This window comes from Myroides sp. A21 (assembly GCF_000807225.1).
Lineage (GTDB): Bacteria > Bacteroidota > Bacteroidia > Flavobacteriales > Flavobacteriaceae > Flavobacterium > Flavobacterium odoratimimum.
In genome coordinates, this window is record NZ_CP010327.1 from 2,016,945 (window position 1) to 2,034,727 (window position 17,783).

The window sequence follows — 17,783 nt, forward strand, 5'->3', positions numbered from 1 at the left end:
ACTTTGTTTATTTGAATGAAGGCCAGCCTTTGTTTTGTTGAGCATTGTTATTATATCTCAATTCATTCATGGGTATTGGCCATGTCCAGCGATAGTCATTAGGTTCTATCTTGATAATGATAGTATTGCTATCTTCTTTTTTTCGTTCTATGGGTGTATTCCATCGTTTTAGATCAAAGAAGTTGTTCTTTTCTCCAATGAACTCTTTTTGTTTTTCGAAGTGAAGTTTATGACGTAGTTCTTGTTGACTAGGCGTATCTTCTATGTTAGGCTGATTAATAGCAGATAAGAATGTATTGAGAACTTCTTTTGCTTGTGCTAATTTATTTTGTTCTAAAAGACTCTCTGCTAAGATGAAATATGCCTCTGTACTGCGTATCATCACCACATCTCTAGGGTCTTTATCTAGTTGTGACCTTTTGTATTTACCTAGAAGAGAACGCTCTATTTTGTCCTCAGCAGTCGCTTTCATACTGTGTTTATATTGAGATATGGTATATCTAATATCGTCCAAGTCAAAATTATAATCTTCATTGATGTAAAGTAGATCCCCTTGGTTATCTTCGTAATATAAGTAGTGATTAGGATTATCTAGGTTGTTGTATAACCAGTAGATATTAGTATTATCTGAAGCCCAAATATTGCGATAATCCTCTGTTGAGGTTGGAAGTTTAGCTCCATCATTTACAAGTTTTTGTGCAATAGCTTCTGCTTTTGCATACTCTTTCTCATACATAGCGACCCTTGCCTGTAGTATCCTGATCCCTTTCTCTTTGATAAAGTAGTTTTGATGTTTACCAGATTGCTGTATTAAATCTAGACCTTCAGATAAGTATGTTTTGATTAGTTTAAGAGACTCTTCTTGAGTTAGTCTAGCTTTTTCTTCTACGATTAATTTATCTTTAGCGATAATACCTAAAGCTGTAGGGTTATAACGTTCAGAGAATAGTTGTAATAAATCGAAGTAATTATAAGCTTTTAAGACTAAAGCAGAACCTTTAATGTACTGCCAAACAGGGTCCTGACTATTGAAGTTGTGATCTGATTCTAATAGTACGTTTAGGTGGACGATGGCATCATAGTGATTATTCCATATCGAACTACTATTAATCGATAAGGTTGTTTCATCCCATTTATAAGTGAGGCTACTTCCTTTTAGATAATTAATTAGATAGGATGGCTGTAGATCTTCTGTATATAAAGTATAATCTTTAGGTTGTATAGGTGTAGCTTTATATGCCTGTGATAGTACTCCATAAGCTTTGATAGGTGAATTGATAATATCATTTCCAGAAATTTCGTTCTCAGATTTATTTTCTAGACTGCATCCCCATAGAGAACTAAATACAAATAAGTAGAATATTTTTTTAATCATTAGAAAGTAGCATTAAGAGAGAAAGTTAATATTGGCTGTAATACATCATTTAGAGAACCTCTATCTGTCTGAAAACGGTATGTGTAGATATTATCTGCTTGTACACTTAGCTGTAGGGATTTAAAATACTTATTGATAAAGTTATTATTGCCTAAGTTGTAACTAAGTTGTATGTAATTTAGCTTGATAAAGTCTGTTTTATATATTGTTCTATTATTAGCAAAGCTTTGAGAATAATCTTCTGCATTGCTTGGTAGTTTTTTGATAGGATAAACCTTATCTTCATCTCCTACTTCAAACCAGCTATCTTGTAACTGTCCCTCTATGGCATTTAAATGAGATTTGCTATAGTCTCTCACATAAGACTGATCATACATTTTCTTACCACCGAAATTATAGTTGATATTTATATTTAATGCCCAATTTCTATAAGTGAAGTAGTTGTTGAAAAAGCCGTTATAAGGAGCTATACTGTAGCCAATACGTCTGAAGTGATTTGCATTTTTTGGCTGATTTAGATCTATTACATGACCATCATTATCTATGTATTCTGGTACTCCTGTTAATGGATGTATACCATTAGTTTGCAGCCCATAGATGATACCTAGAGGTTTGCCTACTTCGTATTCTGGTATTACAGATTCTTCTGTTAGATATATTCTATCTGTACCATAAAGTGATTTTACCTTATTGGCGTTATAGGATAAGGAAAGAGAAGTATTCCATCTAAAATCTTTTAGCCTGATAGCATCTCCACTTAACATAAATTCTATCCCTCTATTTTCTAGTTCTCCTATATTTTTAGTAAATGTATTAAACCCATTACTCATGGCTATAGGCATAGATAGTATAGCATCTTTTGTTGTGTTTTGATAGAAGTTAACTAATAGACTTAGTCTTTCAAAGAAGCCGAAATCTACGGAGTAGTTTATAGAGTGAGTTTGTTGAGGTTTTAAATCTTTATTAGGTATTCCTTGTAGCACTAATAATCTATAGTCTCCATAGAATGTATTAGGATTGCTAAAAGTAGACTCTATATCTCTTATTGAGATTCCTGTCATACTTGCTGTATATCCTAATGAGGCTTTAAATTTCAAATCAGTTAGTATATTTTGATTCTTGAAAAAATCATAGTGAATAGGAGACCATCCTATTCCTGTAGACCATGCATCATTCCATCGTTTACTTGAAGGTAAAAGGGAAGAACCATCTCTTTTGAAACTTCCATATACATCATAAGTTCCTTTATAAGTATATCCCAACGCAGTTCCAAAACCAAGTTGTGTATTCTTTATTTTGCTTCCTGAGTTTTTAGGAGCATAATCACCTGTTAAAGAGTTGTTGATACCCGATAGACTACTGATTTCATCATCTATTCCATGACCTTCACCCCCAATAACTTTTGTATTCGTAGTATAGTAATCCATATTTACTCCTAAGAAAATATCATGGTCGCCTAATTGTTTTTGGTAATTAGCACGTAGATTATATGTAAAATCGAAGTTCTTGCTATCAGAGTCAGATATAAAGCCTTTGGCATTGTTAGGCTTTTGCTTTTGACTATAGGCAGTACTAAGGATTCTTTTATAAGTTTCGCTTAATGAATAGTCTGCACCTATTACCCCTGCTATGTTTAATTCGGGCAATATATCCCATTGCATTACCATGGAACTGCTAAATCTTTTACTAGTCTGTTTTTGTTTGTATTGATTGATTAAGTCAGCATAAGAGCGATCTGAATAACTCGTTAGTCTTGTCGAATGCTTTGTTTCATAAGGATTAAGCATAAAGGCTAATGAAGTAGGATCATTATCCATTCCATTTTCAGTATTGGTAGTCGAAAGCCCAAAACTATTGTTAAGAGATAAGGTTAGATTAGGAGCTAATATATAATCTAAATTAGCACGTGCGGTTATTTGATTGATATCATTACCAGGTATACGACCACCTTGTTTACTGTAATTCAGCGAGTAGAAATAAGAGTTTTTTTCGGTACCACCTCTTACACTAAGGTTATGAGATTGGAAATAATTAGGCTTTACTAATTCTTTAAACCAATCTGTATTAATTCTTCTTAAGGAGTCTAATTTGTGTTCTCCTTCTTGTAGTTTCTGACTTAGAAGAGGACTGTTCTGATATGTACTATTGATATATTCTGATGAGTATAGATATCCAGGAGTAGCAGGATTTTGCATTCTGCGTTCGAATGCTAATTTTTCATCAGTCTTCATCATATTAGCTGTTCTTTCCCCTCTCATTGTTACTCCTTGTTTCATAGCATAGCTAATAATCGGTTTACCATCAAATCCCCTTTTAGAGGTTAATTCGATAACTCCATTAGCAGCCTTAATACCATATAGAGCGGTAGCAGGGGCATCTTTTAATACCTTAATAGTGGAGAAGTCATTAGGATTAAGAGTCATAAAAGTCTCTGTCGAAATCACAATTCCGTCCATTATAAACAGTGGTTCATTGGCATTTCCTTGATAGTTAAAAGAAGAATTACCTCGTAATCTTATCTCTGGTTTTTTGCCCAATTCTCCAGAGTAAGTAACAGTAAGACCTGCTACTTGTCCTTCTAATAACTTAGCTATATTCAACTCTGAGCGTTGACTCAGTTGTGTCATGTCTACTGTGATTACAGAACCTGTACTATTACGAATGTCGATATCATTGATATTAGTCGATTTTCGGATGATCAGTTCATCTAATTGTTTTGTAGTGGGTAGTAGATAGATTGTTTGATTTCCCTTTTTTAATTTTATTTCTAGGTTTTCATAGCCTTCATGGCTGATGATAACAGAAGAGTGATAGAGCTCAGGAATTTGGAACTCTCCTTTTTCATTAGTGAAAAAGGTATCTCCTGAGGCTAGTACAGTGATTATAGCTGTATCTAATCCTTTTTTAGTTTCTAGATCTAAAATCTTACCTGTGAATACAGGCTCTTGTGCATAGACTCCAATTGCACAAAATAAACTGATTACGAGAGTAGTAATAGTTCGTAGTGGAGTAAGTAGCATAATGGTGTGTTATAATTAAGACTAATTCTAAATTAAAGTGCAAAAGTAAAGAGTTTTTTTACTTTTCAAAATGAATAATGACTTTATTTAGATTAGTTATGTATTAAAAAGCTACAATAAGCGAGTTTTTTACAAGGTAAGCTTAGTTATACTATAGGTTTTTTGTTTACTTATTTTACTGTTTATTAGGTGTTTGTTTTCTTTTTGAGATTAGGTTTATTGCTTTTTATGTGTTGTTTGTTATTTAGAATTATTTCTTATAATGTAGAAATTCTTAAGGTTAGAATGATGTCTAAATAGGATGTGATTATTTAGAATACAGCTCTTGAGTAGCTCGAAGGTTTGTAGTGGTATGTTAGGTATATGTGAATGATAGAAACTATTTGAGTATATAGTGAGTCCGTTATTTTAGCCCAAAAAACGGACTCACTACGGACTCATAACGGACTCACTACGGACTTAGGTAGAACGAAAGCAACACGAATTCAGTAGAAAGATACATGAGTTTGAATTGTTAATTTCGTAAACAATGTGTTTTTTATTTTGTTAAAATAAAGTTTTATTTGTTTTATTTTTGCTCTTTTTGATTTGAAGCTATCTATTGTGTTTAGGTAGTGTGTTATGTTTAAAATTAGAATATATGGGAATGATTAGTTGCTCTAAACATGGATTAAGTGGTATCCTATCTTGTATGGGGCAAGACTTAGTAGATAAAATACAATTAGGAGAAGAGGTGCTATCTACAAGTCTGTGCAAGATAAAAGTAGTGATGCATATCGATATAGAGGATAAACTAGAATTTAGTTATGTCTTAAATCTAGAGACAAAGGATAGATTAAAATTAGCAGATAGATATGAGATTAGTAAAGACGAAGATTTAACTTCTTTAGATCGTCTTTATAAGTCATTAGGCGTTATCTGTGTAAGGTGCTTTGCAGAGTACCAGTATAAAGACGCTTTTAAAGGTTTTTTAATAGGAGCAGAGGTTTTATAATATCTGAATGCGTTTAAAGTAGAGACACAATATTTTGTGTGTCACCCAAACTATGTTACCCCTATACAGATTATGAACAGTTGAGATAACACAAGTGTAAAGGTTAGAATGTATGATTACAATATCTGAATGCGTTTAAAGTAGAGACACAATATTTTGTGTGTCACCCAAACTATGTTACCCCTATACAGATTATGAACAGTTGAGATAACACAAGTGTAAAGGTTAGAATGTATGATTACAATATCTGAATGCGTTTAAAGTAGAGACACAATATCTTGTGTGTCACCCAAACTATGTCACCCCATACAGATTATGGACAGTGAAGATAATACAAGTATACAGGTTAGAATGTATGATTACAATATCTGAATGCGTTTAAAGTAGAGACACAATATCTTGTGTGTCACCCAAACTATGTCACCCCTATACAGATTATGAACAGTTGAGATAACACAAGTATAAAGGTTAGAATGTATGATTACAATATCTGAATGCGTTTAAAGTAGAGACACAATATCTTGTGTGTCACCCAAACTATGTCACCCCATACAGATTATGGACAGTGGAGATAATACAAGTATAGAGCTTGTTGTATGTGTTTTCATACAGAGGGAAGAGATGTAATACCTTGTGTGTTTCCTCTAATCAATGTCACGGATTACGGCATCCGCGACAACATGAATTGAGGCTGTAGGTGAACTGTACAGATATATTTGTTTGGTTTAGAAAACAGCTTATTTTTTAAGCTTTTTGTATTCTCTAATTAAACCTTTAAGTTCTCGATTAGATGTTACATCAACGTCTTTATCAGATAAGAAATGTCTGAATGTGAAATGGCTTCTATAGTTCTTTGATACTATTTCTTGATCAATAATAAATAAGTCATTTCTCAATTGTTGTTTTTCAGTTTCGATATTTTCTAAGTCAATAAACTTTTCTTTATAATCTCTTCTAAAAGTAGATGTACTAAAAGGAATAGAATTAAGAATCTGCATTTGTTTTTTAGACTTTAAGTCTAAAGTAGAGATAATCTTGATTGCGAGTGCATCTATTTCTATTTTAGTTAAAGAGTCTATTTTCTCAGGCAAGTAAGATTTTGTTTTTTTAATCGGCTTTACTTTGCTTGACTGTTTAGTTACAGTTTTTTTTGAAGTTGATAAAGGAGCATGACCCGTTCCGAAGCATTTATCACAAAAAGGGTCTAAGCCTTCACAAGAGCAAATTTCTGTTCTCATATTTTTGAATTACATTTTAATTTAAGGAGGCTTGATAGTAGCCTTGTTATTTTACAGTACTGATTTATTATAAAGAAGTAAGTCATGTAGGTCGTAAAATAACTGCGCAAAGATAATTGAATTTTTATAGCCTTAGTGAGGTTAAAATTAGAATGGGCAACAATGGGCTATAACTAAAACAAAAAAAGACTGCTTATTAGGCAGTCTTCTTATAGTATAATGATCTTCTTATTTCTTCGTATTGATGGTGTTTTTATAGATTTTACCACCTTTCATGATTAAGATAAAGTTCTTCTCAGGATTAGCTATAAGAGATAAATCTTTTAGAGGATCTCCATCTACAAGTAGTAAGTCTGCATAAGCATTTTCTTCTACTACACCTAATTTGCCAGGGTATGGACTGCGCAATCCTGATAACTGAAGTAACTCTCCGTTATCTTGAGTAACCATTTTTAGGATTTCAGCATTAGTGAACCATTTTTGTAAACGCAGGATATAGTCATTTTGCTCTTTGTTTAATTCTGGTTCGAATAAGAAGTCAGTACCCCAAGCTAGTTTTACTCCTAGTTGTTTGGCTAATGGCCATACTTTGTCTTGTCCTTCTAGTACAGGTTTGCGTTTTTCTTTGCGTTGCGCATCCATATTATCGTTGTTGTCCATTAGGTTCTGTAGACTTAACCAAATGTTCTTCTCAGCCATTATCTTTAGAGTCTCTTCATCTAGCATTTGTCCATGTTCGATAGACTTCACACCAGCTTCTATAGCGCGTTGTACGGCTCTAGGAGTATAAGCGTGTACCATCACATAAGTACCCCAGTCTTCCGCTGCATCTACAGCTGCCTTGATTTCGTCAAAAGTATATTGTGTAACATCGATAGGATCATAAGCAGAAGAGGTTCCTCCACCTGCCATTACTTTGATTTGACTAGCACCGAAGCGTAGGTTCTCTCTAGTAGCAGTAAGTACTTCGTCACGGCCATCTGCTATAAATGTAGCCCCCATTTCTTCTGCACGAGAAGGCTTCCCAAAGAAGCGTCTAGAGCGCTCATTAGGAGTTCTAAAGTCTCCGTGTCCTGCAGTCTGACTAATAGTAGCACCTGAAGGCCAAATACGTGGGCCTGCAGTCTTATCTGCATCAATAGCTGCTTTTAAAGGAAATATAGGGCCACCTGCATCTCTAACGCTAGTGAAACCGCGCATAAGCATGCTGTGCGCTCCTACAGCTACATTTTGCATTAAGCTTTCAGGAGTTGCATTAGGAGACATCATTTGTTCCATAGTCAAAGCTCCGAATACCATGTGTACGTGTACATCGATTAATCCTGGCATAAGTGTTTTTCCATTGCCATTGATTTTAGTTACATCTTTGCCTTTAACAGAAATAGAAGAAGGGCTTATCTTCTCTATTTTTTGATCAGAGACTAAGACATTCATTGGCGCAGTAAGGGCTGCAGTCTTGTGGTCTAGGATTCTTACATTCTCAATAAGGACTTGTTTGGTCTGAGCAAATGTGATAGAAGTACTAACAACAAAAAGTGCTATTATGGATTTTAATTTCATAAAATAAGGAAAATTAGAAGATTGTTCTGTGTACAAATTATATAGCCTCTAAGTTATTATAAAAGTAGCTTTCTGCCTAATAATATTTTATGAAGTAGTTGATTCTACTTTATTGTTAGAAATTAATCTAATGAAATGAAGGTAGAACTTTAGAAAGTTTTTAAGTTTGTAAGTAATAGAATATAAAAGAACAAAGAGATGAAAGTAGTAATCCAGCGTGTGACAAAGGCTTCTGTGACTGTAGAAGGTAGTGTAGTTGGTAATATAGGACAAGGACTTTTAGTTTTAGTAGGGGTAGAGGATATTGATACAAAACTAGATATAGAATGGTTATCAGGTAAGATTGTGAATTTGCGTATTTTCGAAGATGAGAATGGAGTGATGAATAAGTCTGTAAAAGAAGTAGATGGTGAGGTATTATTAGTAAGTCAATTCACTTTACATGCTTCTACGAAAAAAGGAAATAGACCTTCTTATATTAAGGCGTCTAAGCCAGACTTCGCTATACCTATGTATGAGAAGTTTATAGATAAGTTAGAAAATGATTTAGGTAAACGTATACAAACAGGTAAATTCGGAGCGGATATGAAAGTAGAATTGCTAAATGATGGACCTGTAACAATCGTAATAGATAGTCAAAATAAAGAATAATGAATAGTTTAGTAAAGTTTAGTTTATTCACGGTTATCTATGTGATGATGACGTGGTTCTTAACAGATGAGGTCGGTTGTGCTTTTTCAGGTGATGAGCAGTGTTTAATTAGTTTTGTGGTAAAGTATATTATCTTTATCGCACTGATGTTCGTTTATGACAAATGGGTAAAAGGAAGAATTTTTAAAACAAAAAATAAGTAATTATGAATATTCAAGATGCACAGTTAGCAGTTGATAATTGGATTAAGGAACACGGTGTTCGTTATTTTAACGAATTGACGAATATGGCTCAGCTTACAGAAGAAGTAGGAGAGGTAGCTCGTATCATCGCTAGAAGATATGGAGAGCAATCTGAAAAAGAAAGTGATAAGAACAAAGATTTAGGTGAGGAGCTAGCAGATGTAGTATTCGTAGTGATGTGTCTAGCGAATCAGACTGGTGTGAATCTACAAGAGGCATTTGATAAAAAGATGGACTTGAAAACAAAGAGAGATCACGACCGTCACCACAATAATGAAAAATTAAAATAGAGAATACGTGAATATTAAGCTGTTAAAAAGTAAAGTAGAGCATGACAAGACGCTTGTTATCTCTGGTAGTAAATCCGAAAGCAATAGATTATTAATATTGCAAGAGTTGTTTCCATCTTTAACGATAGGGAATGTATCTGATTCTGATGATGTATGTGCCATGCAAGGTGCATTAGCATCTACGGGTGATGTAGTAGATATACATCACGCGGGGACTACTATGCGATTTTTGACAGCTTATTATTCGTTGTGTAGTACTCGTGAGCTTACTCTGACAGGGAGTAGTCGTATGCAAGAAAGACCTATCGGTGTACTAGTGGAAGCACTAAGACAGTTAGGGGCTGATATCACATATAGTAAGAAAGAGGGATATCCTCCACTTCATATAAAAGGCCAAATCGCAATAGGAGGTAAGGTAGAATTACCTGCGGATGTGAGTAGTCAGTATATCACAGCACTATTATTAGTAGGGACTAGGTTAAAGAATGGAATAGAATTACACTTGGTAGGTAATATTACTTCTCGTCCTTATATAGAGATGACTCTACAGCTATTAAGCCAATTAGGAGTGGAGAGCTCTTTTAATGGGAACATCATTAGTGTAAAACCTTTAGTCAAGGCTAGTACAGAACAGTTTACAGTAGAATCAGATTGGTCATCTGCCTCTTACTTCTATTCTTTTGTAGCACTGTCACCTATAGGAACGACTATGCAACTGAAGAGTTATAAAGAGGATAGCTTACAAGGAGATAGTCAAGTAAGTCAACTGTATACTATACTAGGTGTAGAGACTACATACTTAGAAGACTATACCATAAAATTAGAAAAAGTAAGAGAGACAGACTTTGAGTTTAAAGCAGATTTGATAGAGACTCCTGATTTGGCACAGACTATAGCTGTGACTTGTTTTGGTTTAGGCATTCGTTGTGAAATGACTGGGCTACATACTTTAAAAATAAAAGAGACAGATCGCTTAGTGGCTTTACAGAATGAGCTAACTAAATTAGGTGGTGTGGTTGATATCACAGAAGAATCTATTGTTGTTCACCCTTCTAAAGGGATGAGAGAAGGAATAGAGATTGAAACTTATCAAGACCATAGAATGGCTATGGCTTTTGCTCCATTATCTCTGAAAGGAGAGGTTACTATTTTAGAAGCAGAGGTTGTAACTAAGTCATTTATAAATTACTGGGATTGTTTGGCTGAAATCGGTGTAAATATTGTTAAAAAATAGAGCTGTAAAATTAAATATGGCTAAATACTTGACAACCCCTACTCTGAGGTTGTATATTTGTACTCAATTTGGACATCTATACTCTTAGATTTTCCAAATTAGTTTAGTATTATTTTCTAACAAAACACATATTCAATGAAGTTATCAAACTTTAATTTTGATTTGCCTGAAGAATTATTGGCAGAGTTTCCAGCAGAGAACAGAGATGAGGCACGCCTAATGGTAGTAGATCGTAAAACTGGGACGATAGAGCACAAATTATTCAAGGATTTAATTGACTATTTTGACGAGGGAGATGTGATGGTGTTAAATAACACGAAAGTATTTCCTGCACGTTTATACGGTAATAAAGAAAAAACAGGTGCGAGAATTGAAGTATTCTTGTTACGTGAGTTAAATGCTGAACAACGTTTATGGGATGTATTAGTAGACCCAGCTCGTAAAATACGTATCGGTAATAAATTATACTTCGGAGATGATGATTCATTAGTAGCTGAAGTAATTGATAATACAACTTCTAGAGGGAGAACTTTACGTTTCTTATACGATGGTTCTTACGAAGAGTTTAGATTTAAATTACAAGAATTAGGAGAAACTCCGATTCCTAAGTACATTAATCGTGAAGTAGTGCCAGAAGATGCTGAGCGTTACCAAACTATCTATGCTACTGAAGAAGGAGCTGTAGCTGCACCAACAGCAGGATTACACTTCTCTAAACACTTATTAAAACGTTTAGAGATAAAAGGTGTTGAATTTGCTAATGTAACATTACATATCGGTTTAGGTACTTTCAACCCAGTAGAGGTAGAAGATTTATCTAAACACAAGATGGATTCAGAAGAGATGTTTGTGAATCAAGAAGCTTGTGATATTGTAAACGCAGCTAAAGAGAGAAAGAATAGAGTATGTGCTATCGGTACAACAAGTATGCGTGCATTAGAAAGTTCTGTTTCTTCTAGTCAAACGTTAAACCCATTCGTGGGATGGACAAATAAATTTATTTTCCCTCCTTATGATTTCAGTATCGCTGATTGTATGGTGACTAACTTCCACATGCCTAAGTCAACATTATTAATGATGATCTCTGCGTTCTGTGGACATGACTTAATGATGAAAGCTTATAAAGAAGCTGTAGAAGAGAAATATAAATTCTACTCTTACGGAGACGCAATGTTGATTCTGTAATAGATCAATCAGAATAAATTAGAAAGCCTTTGAGATTCTCAAAGGCTTTTTTTATGAATAGCACGAGTGGACTTTTATCTTATGTTTAGGAGCTTATTTGTATAAAAAGAACTAAATTTACAGTTAATACTTAATCAGAAATACTCCTATATAATGAGTTTTGAAAATACACTTGCTTATGCAAAGAGCTTAGATGAAAAAGATCCTTTAGCTAAGTACAGAGATGAGTTTAACTTTCCAGAGGTGAATGGAAAACAGGTTATATATTTTACAGGTAATTCGCTGGGACTACAACCCAAAAGAGCTGTAGAGTATGTCAATGAGGTTATGAATGATTGGGGGGCTTTAGCAGTAGAGGGGCATTTCTACGCAGAGAAACCTTGGTGGGATTACCACGAACGTTTAAGTGAACCATTGAGTAGAATAGTAGGAGCGAAGTCGTCAGAAATTACGGTGATGAATACATTGACTGTTAATCTTCACTTATTGATGACTACTTTTTATCGTCCTACTGCTAGTAAGTATAAGATTATATGTGAGGAAAAAGCATTTCCGAGTGATCAATATCTGATACAGTCTCAGGTAAGATTACATGGGCTAGATCCTAAAGAGGCTATTATAGAGTTAAAGAAAAGACCAGGAGAACATAACTTTAGACTAGAGGATATATTAGAAAAGATAGATGAAGTAGGAGAAGAGGTTGCTTTAGTGTTAATAGGAGGACTTAACTATTATACAGGTCAAGTGTTCGATATTCAAACTATCACAGCCCATGCGCATCAATATGGAGCTAAGGTAGGTTGGGATTTAGCTCATGCTGCTGGTAATATAGAGTTGAAGTTGCACGAGTGGAATGTAGATTTCGCTGCATGGTGTAGTTATAAATATATGAATGCTGGACCAGGTAGTGCATCAGGCTGTTTCATTCATGAACGTTACCATACAGATAAAGATTTAGTAAGATTAGCTGGATGGTGGGGACATAATAAAGAACGTCGTTTCTTAATGGAGAAAAAATTTGATGCAGTAGAGAGTGCACATGGATGGCAAATTAGTAATCCTTCTATTCTTAGCTTAGCTCCCTATTTAGCATCTATAGAGATGTTCGATGAAGTGGGTATGGAGGCTTTGATAACAAAACAAAGAAAGATTACTGCTTATCTTGAATTTGTAATGGAAGATGTAGCTAAAGCTGTTAATGCTAATTATGAGTTAATTACGCCTAAGGAAGAAAGTGAGAGAGGAAGCCAACTTTCTGTATTTCTTCATGGAAAAGGTAAAGATTTGTTTTCGTATTTAATGAATGAAGGAGTAATCGTAGACTGGAGAGAACCTAATGTAGTTAGGTTAGCACCAGTGCCATTTTATACTTCTTATGAAGATATATATCGTTTCGGAGAGATTCTAAAAAAGGCAGATAGTCTTTTTTAGATTATTAGTATGATAGATTACTGTATTCGTGTAGTAGAGAAAAATAAGGAATGAATAGTTATTTAATAGAATTTAATTTGCCTGATTTGTCTATCATTTAAATTAAATTACATTTGCAAAAAATAAAATACGATGTCAACTAAACAAAATAAGATAGATAATTTCGATCCATCTCAGCCAGGATTAGCAGATGCGACGATATATGGATTACCTTTTACAGCTGAGGAGAGTGAGATTATAGTGGTACCAGCACCATGGGAAGTAACAGTAAGTTACGGAGCAGGAGCATCAGAAGGACCAGAAGCTATATTAGAAGCCTCTTATCAAGTAGACTTATTACACCAACAATATCCTGATTTATGGAAGCTAGGTATCTATATAGATGAGGCTCCAGAACATTGGGCTGTAGAAAGTGCAAAATATAAAGAAATGGCTCAGCCAATCATTGAAGCACTTGAGAATGGTGAGAATATTGCAGACTTACCAGAATTACAAAAAGATTTAGATACAATTAATGCAGTATGTGATAAATTTCACAAAGAAGTAGAAGAGAAAGTATCTTACTGGATGGCAAAAGGAAAACGCGTAGTATTATTAGGAGGAGATCACAGTACTCCATTTGGATATTACAATGCTTTAGCAAAACATCACGATGCTTTTGGTATTTTACACTTTGATGCACATATGGATTTAAGAGATGCTTATGAAGGGTTTACTTACTCTCACGCATCTATTATGTTCAATACATTAAAATTACCTCAAGTAAAGACAATTGTGCAAGTAGGTATTCGTGATTTCTGTGAACAAGAAGTTGCAACAGTAGTAGAAGCAGATGGAAGAGTGTTGGTGCATACTGATGCAGATTTGAAGAAAGATGAATTTGAAGGAATGAGTTGGAAAGATAAATGTGATCAAATCATCGCTTCATTACCTGAGAAAGTAGCGATTAGTTTTGATATTGATGCTTTATTAGCTTGGTATTGTCCAAATACAGGAACACCAGTACCAGGAGGATTAACTTATGAGCAAGCAACTTATATGATTACTCGTTTATCAGAATCTAATAAGTTAATTATAGGAATGGATTTAGTAGAGGTAGCGCCAGGAGAAGATGATTGGGATGGAAATGTAGGGGCTAGATTATTGTTCCATATGTGTGGAGCATTTGCAAAATCACAAGGCTTAGCAGTAGGACAAAAAATAGAGTTTAAGAAATAAACAAAAATAAAGAGTCTCACGAGACTCTTTATTTTTTTATAGGTTTGTCACAAAAGAATATATTATACAAAGAAAGTATAGTAGCAGCAAATAGTAATATAGAGACTAAGATATGTTCTATATTAAATACGATGTAAAAGAGATACCACCCTGTTAAAAGAAGTATCACTAGGATCCAAATTAAATCTTTCATAGGGAATCTGTTAGTTGTGTTGTTGCTTAAATGTACAGAGAATATTAGAGTTAAAATATAAGTAATCAAAGGATATGTATTTTAATTTGTTAAAAATAAATTAGTTAGCGTAATGGTAAAAGATATCTCGATAGTTGGTAGTGGATTGGTTGGTGTAGTGTTGGCAATCAGCTTAAAAAAGAAAGGCTATACGGTTACAGTATACGATAAGAGTGAGGATATTCGAAATATAGACTTTAGAGGAAGATCTATTAATCTAGCTTTATCAGATAGAGGATGGAGGATATTAAAAGAATTGGGTATAGAAGATGAAGTAAGAGAACTTGGTATTCCCATGTCCGAAAGAGCAATTCATACAGAAGAGGGGGATATTAAATACCAGCCTTATAGTATAAAAGGAAACTCTATATGGGCAATATCCAGAGGAGGACTAAATAAGGAGTTGATTTCTATTGCAGAGAAAGAAGGTGTATTATTTAAGTTTGATACTCCGATATGGGATGTTAATTTGAAAAAAGGAATTCTATATACAGCAGAAAAAGAAAGTGATCAGTGGAATGAAATTAGAACGGATTTGATCTTTGGTGCTGATGGAGCGTATTCTAGGGTTAGAGCTAAAATGCAAAAACAAAGTAGATTTGAGTACCAACAATCATATCTACATTTAGGATATAAGGAACTTCGTATAGAAGCAATGCCTAATGGAGAACATCAGTTATCTAAGAACGCATTTCATATTTGGCCAAGAAAAGACTTTATGTTTATTGCTTTGGCGAATGTTGATGGTTCTTTTACTTGCACATTATTTATGCCTTATGATGGAGATGTGTCTTTTGAGACAATCAATTCAGATGCTGAAATAAATCAGTTTTTTACTACTTACTTTAAGGATGTAGATGCTTTGATACCAAATTATTTAGAACAATTTAAAGAGAACCCAGTGAATTCATTGGTAACAATGAAGTGTTATCCTTGGGTATCTGAAGATAAGGTCGCTCTTATCGGTGATGCCGCGCATGCAGTAGTGCCTTTTTATGGGCAAGGATTAAATGCTGGATTAGAAGATGTGTATGTTCTTAACCAAATAATAAGCCAAGGAGAAAATGATAGTTGGCTGGGTATCTTGAAAAAATATCAAGAAGAAAGAAAACCTAATGGAGATGCTATAGCAGAACTGTCTTATCGAAATTTTAAGGAGATGAGTGAAGATACAGCAGATGATATGTTCTTGTTACGTAAGAAAATTGAAGGCAAGTTTGCTGAGGTATACCCTGAGTTATGGTTGCCTTTATATGATAGAGTAACTTTTAGTACAGAAAGCTATGTTTCTGCTTTAGCAGAAGGAGATAGGCAAACTCATATAATGGATCAAGTGATGTTGATGGACAATATCGAAGATAAATGGGATAGTGATGAAGTAATGAATAAGATAAAGTCTCTTCTATAATATAAAGAAGAAGGGTATATACAATTGCATATACCCTTTTTTATTTATTTGCGTTTACCCTTAGAGTTTCCTCCAGATAATATTTTATTTAAGATACCAAAAGCGGCTCTTATAAAAGTAGCACTAGTTACAACTTTAATAATTCCTTTTGTAACATCACTATTTCCTTGTTGTGTTTTAGTAGTACTTGTTTTTGTTTCTTTTACTTTTTGCTCTTCTTGTTTTAGAGCCTCTAGTTTAGCAGTTAGTATCTCATAAGCACTTTCTCTATCAAAATACTCATTGTACTTTTTAGCAAGAGAAGATTTGGTTATGAGGTCATTTATTTCTTGATCAGATAAGATATCCATTCTACTCATAGGTGCACGCATAGTACATACTGCAAGTGGGGTGGGGATACCTTTTTCGTTTAGAGCAGTTACTAAAGCTTCTCCTGTTCCCATAGAAGTAATAATCTCATCCGTCTTATAATATTCTGTAGAAGGGAAGTTTTCTGCAGCAGTTTTTATTGCTTTGCGATCTTTTTCTGTGAATGCGCGTAGTGCATGTTGTATTTTTAGACCTAGTTGTGCTAGTACACCATTCGGAATATCAGTAGGATTCTGTGTGATAAAGTAAATTCCTATTCCTTTAGAACGAATTAACTTAACGATGGTTTCAATCTGATTTAATAGTGTTTTACTTGCTTCGTTAAATATTAAGTGCGCTTCATCTATGAAGATTACTAGTTCTGGTTGTCCACTATCCCCTTGTTCTGGCATCTGAGAATAGACTTGCGCCAGTAGGTTTAGCATAAAAGTAGAGAAAAGTTTAGGCTTATCTTGTATGTCTGTTAGACGAAGAATGTTTACATATCCATACCCATTCTCGTCAATACGCATTAAATCCTGTATATCAAAAGAAGGTTCTGCAAAGAATATATCTGCTCCTTGCTGTTCTAATTCTATTATCTTTCGAATAATAGCCCCAGTTGAAGCTGCAGAAATACGACCATATTCTGCTTCTATTTCTTCTTTTCCTTCGTTAGTTAAGTATTGAAGTGTCTTTTTAAAGTCTTTTAAATCAAGTAAAGGAAGTTGTTTGTCATCACAGTATTTAAACACAAGAGAGACGATACCAGACTGAGTTTCATTTAAATCTAGTATTCTACTGAATAAGATTGGACCAAATTCAGTTATGGTAGCTCTAAGTCTTACGCCATTTTGTTGCGAAATTGATAATAGCTCCACAGGGAATCCAGAAGGGGTAAAAGGCAAGTTCATCCTAGAATGTCTGTCTTTTATAAAGTCATTTTCTACACCACTCATCGCTATACCACTAAAGTCACCTTTAATGTCCATCATTAAAACAGGTATACCTTTAGCAGAAAGTTGTTCAGATAATACTTGTATTGTTTTGGTTTTACCAGTACCCGTTGCCCCCGCTATAAGTCCATGTCTATTAATGGTTTTGAGTGGAATATTGATAAAGTGATCGGCTAGAATCTCACCTTCTAATTTTGCTGCACCTATAGTAATATAATCTCCTTTAAAAGAATAGCCTTGTTGGAGATTAGTGCTGAAGTTTTCTTTATTCATAGTTGTCATTTTGTAAAAAACATCTTTAAACTTTAACAAAGATAATGTATTCGCAAAATAAATTATATATAAATTTGAAATGTTAAATTTGAAGGTAATGTAAAAAATGCTTTAGTTTATTTCATTTA

Annotated in this window: 14 protein-coding genes; 9 read left to right on the plus strand and 5 right to left on the minus strand. The window is 34.1% G+C overall.

Features of this window, described 5'->3' with window-relative positions; translation table 11 throughout:
* Positions 1-7: 7 nt before the first annotated feature.
* Both MYRA21_RS09190 and MYRA21_RS09195 read right to left on the minus strand, forming a co-directional pair.
* Positions 8-1,375 carry a RagB/SusD family nutrient uptake outer membrane protein gene (locus MYRA21_RS09190; RefSeq protein ID WP_006257226.1) on the minus strand — a complete coding sequence of 456 codons (1,368 nt, stop codon included), beginning with the start codon at positions 1,373-1,375 and terminating at the stop codon, positions 8-10.
* Positions 1,375-4,395: a SusC/RagA family TonB-linked outer membrane protein gene (locus MYRA21_RS09195; protein ID WP_039328884.1), complete on the minus strand. Its 3,021-nt coding sequence runs from the start codon at positions 4,393-4,395 to the stop codon at positions 1,375-1,377. The genes MYRA21_RS09190 and MYRA21_RS09195 overlap by 1 nt, the downstream gene beginning before the upstream one ends.
* A gap of 640 nt (positions 4,396-5,035) precedes the next feature.
* On the opposite strand from MYRA21_RS09195, the gene MYRA21_RS09200 reads away from it, so the two are divergent.
* Positions 5,036-5,389, plus strand: a complete 354-nt coding sequence (locus MYRA21_RS09200) for a hypothetical protein (RefSeq protein ID WP_039328886.1) — start codon at positions 5,036-5,038, stop codon at positions 5,387-5,389.
* 737 nt (positions 5,390-6,126) lie between these two features.
* Here MYRA21_RS09200 and MYRA21_RS09205 read toward each other — a convergent pair.
* Together MYRA21_RS09205 and MYRA21_RS09210 are read right to left on the minus strand one after the other, a co-directional pair.
* The gene (locus tag MYRA21_RS09205; RefSeq protein ID WP_006257223.1) at positions 6,127-6,627 is read right to left on the minus strand and encodes a hypothetical protein; all 501 of its coding nucleotides are present in this window, start codon (positions 6,625-6,627) and stop codon (positions 6,127-6,129) included.
* Positions 6,628-6,855: 228 nt separating this feature from the next.
* The gene (locus MYRA21_RS09210; RefSeq protein WP_006266380.1) at positions 6,856-8,187 is read right to left on the minus strand and encodes an amidohydrolase family protein; all 1,332 of its coding nucleotides are present in this window, start codon (positions 8,185-8,187) and stop codon (positions 6,856-6,858) included.
* A gap of 198 nt (positions 8,188-8,385) precedes the next feature.
* Between MYRA21_RS09210 and dtd the strand changes: the two genes are divergently transcribed.
* The 8 genes from dtd to MYRA21_RS09250 all read left to right on the plus strand — a co-directional run bounded on the left by dtd (position 8,386) and on the right by MYRA21_RS09250 (position 16,078).
* A complete protein-coding gene (gene dtd, locus MYRA21_RS09215) occupies positions 8,386-8,838 on the plus strand; it encodes a D-aminoacyl-tRNA deacylase (protein ID WP_006257221.1) in 453 nt (150 codons plus the stop codon).
* Complete coding sequence (locus MYRA21_RS09220; protein ID WP_006257220.1) at positions 8,838-9,041, plus strand: hypothetical protein; 204 nt, start codon at positions 8,838-8,840, stop codon at positions 9,039-9,041. The genes dtd and MYRA21_RS09220 overlap by 1 nt, the downstream gene beginning before the upstream one ends.
* A 2-nt stretch (positions 9,042-9,043) precedes the next feature.
* Positions 9,044-9,370, plus strand: a complete 327-nt coding sequence (locus tag MYRA21_RS09225) for a nucleotide pyrophosphohydrolase (protein ID WP_006257219.1) — start codon at positions 9,044-9,046, stop codon at positions 9,368-9,370.
* Positions 9,371-9,377: 7 nt separating this feature from the next.
* A complete protein-coding gene (locus MYRA21_RS09230) occupies positions 9,378-10,604 on the plus strand; it encodes a 3-phosphoshikimate 1-carboxyvinyltransferase (protein WP_006257218.1) in 1,227 nt (408 codons plus the stop codon).
* A gap of 135 nt (positions 10,605-10,739) precedes the next feature.
* Positions 10,740-11,789 (plus strand): tRNA preQ1(34) S-adenosylmethionine ribosyltransferase-isomerase QueA, encoded by a 1,050-nt coding sequence (gene queA / locus MYRA21_RS09235; RefSeq protein WP_006257217.1) that lies wholly within the window; start codon positions 10,740-10,742, stop codon positions 11,787-11,789.
* Positions 11,790-11,942: 153 nt separating this feature from the next.
* On the plus strand, positions 11,943-13,220 hold the full coding sequence (gene kynU, locus MYRA21_RS09240; RefSeq protein WP_006260566.1) for a kynureninase: 1,278 nt from the start codon (positions 11,943-11,945) through the stop codon (positions 13,218-13,220).
* 132 nt (positions 13,221-13,352) lie between these two features.
* Positions 13,353-14,438 carry an agmatinase family protein gene (locus MYRA21_RS09245; RefSeq protein ID WP_006257215.1) on the plus strand — a complete coding sequence of 362 codons (1,086 nt, stop codon included), beginning with the start codon at positions 13,353-13,355 and terminating at the stop codon, positions 14,436-14,438.
* 305 nt (positions 14,439-14,743) lie between these two features.
* Positions 14,744-16,078, plus strand: coding sequence for an NAD(P)/FAD-dependent oxidoreductase (locus tag MYRA21_RS09250; RefSeq protein WP_006260568.1), 1,335 nt, complete (start codon positions 14,744-14,746; stop codon positions 16,076-16,078).
* A gap of 44 nt (positions 16,079-16,122) precedes the next feature.
* Here the strand turns inward: MYRA21_RS09250 and MYRA21_RS09255 are convergent, their stop codons facing one another.
* Positions 16,123-17,655, minus strand: a complete 1,533-nt coding sequence (locus MYRA21_RS09255; protein ID WP_006260569.1) for a helicase HerA-like domain-containing protein — start codon at positions 17,653-17,655, stop codon at positions 16,123-16,125.
* Positions 17,656-17,783: the final 128 nt, after the last annotated feature.

Coding starts and splice junctions, on each gene's coding strand:
- MYRA21_RS09190 (WP_006257226.1), bottom strand. CDS start 1,375: ATGATTAAAAAAATATTCTACTTATTTGTATTTAGTTCTCTATGGGGA.
- MYRA21_RS09210 (WP_006266380.1), bottom strand. CDS start 8,187: ATGAAATTAAAATCCATAATAGCACTTTTTGTTGTTAGTACTTCTATC.
- MYRA21_RS09255 (WP_006260569.1), bottom strand. CDS start 17,655: ATGAATAAAGAAAACTTCAGCACTAATCTCCAACAAGGCTATTCTTTT.
- MYRA21_RS09250 (WP_006260568.1), top strand. CDS start 14,744: ATGGTAAAAGATATCTCGATAGTTGGTAGTGGATTGGTTGGTGTAGTG.
- MYRA21_RS09220 (WP_006257220.1), top strand. CDS start 8,838: ATGAATAGTTTAGTAAAGTTTAGTTTATTCACGGTTATCTATGTGATG.
- MYRA21_RS09245 (WP_006257215.1), top strand. CDS start 13,353: ATGTCAACTAAACAAAATAAGATAGATAATTTCGATCCATCTCAGCCA.
- dtd (WP_006257221.1), top strand. CDS start 8,386: ATGAAAGTAGTAATCCAGCGTGTGACAAAGGCTTCTGTGACTGTAGAA.
- MYRA21_RS09200 (WP_039328886.1), top strand. CDS start 5,036: ATGGGAATGATTAGTTGCTCTAAACATGGATTAAGTGGTATCCTATCT.
- MYRA21_RS09205 (WP_006257223.1), bottom strand. CDS start 6,627: ATGAGAACAGAAATTTGCTCTTGTGAAGGCTTAGACCCTTTTTGTGAT.
- MYRA21_RS09225 (WP_006257219.1), top strand. CDS start 9,044: ATGAATATTCAAGATGCACAGTTAGCAGTTGATAATTGGATTAAGGAA.
- queA (WP_006257217.1), top strand. CDS start 10,740: ATGAAGTTATCAAACTTTAATTTTGATTTGCCTGAAGAATTATTGGCA.
- kynU (WP_006260566.1), top strand. CDS start 11,943: ATGAGTTTTGAAAATACACTTGCTTATGCAAAGAGCTTAGATGAAAAA.
- MYRA21_RS09195 (WP_039328884.1), bottom strand. CDS start 4,395: ATGCTACTTACTCCACTACGAACTATTACTACTCTCGTAATCAGTTTA.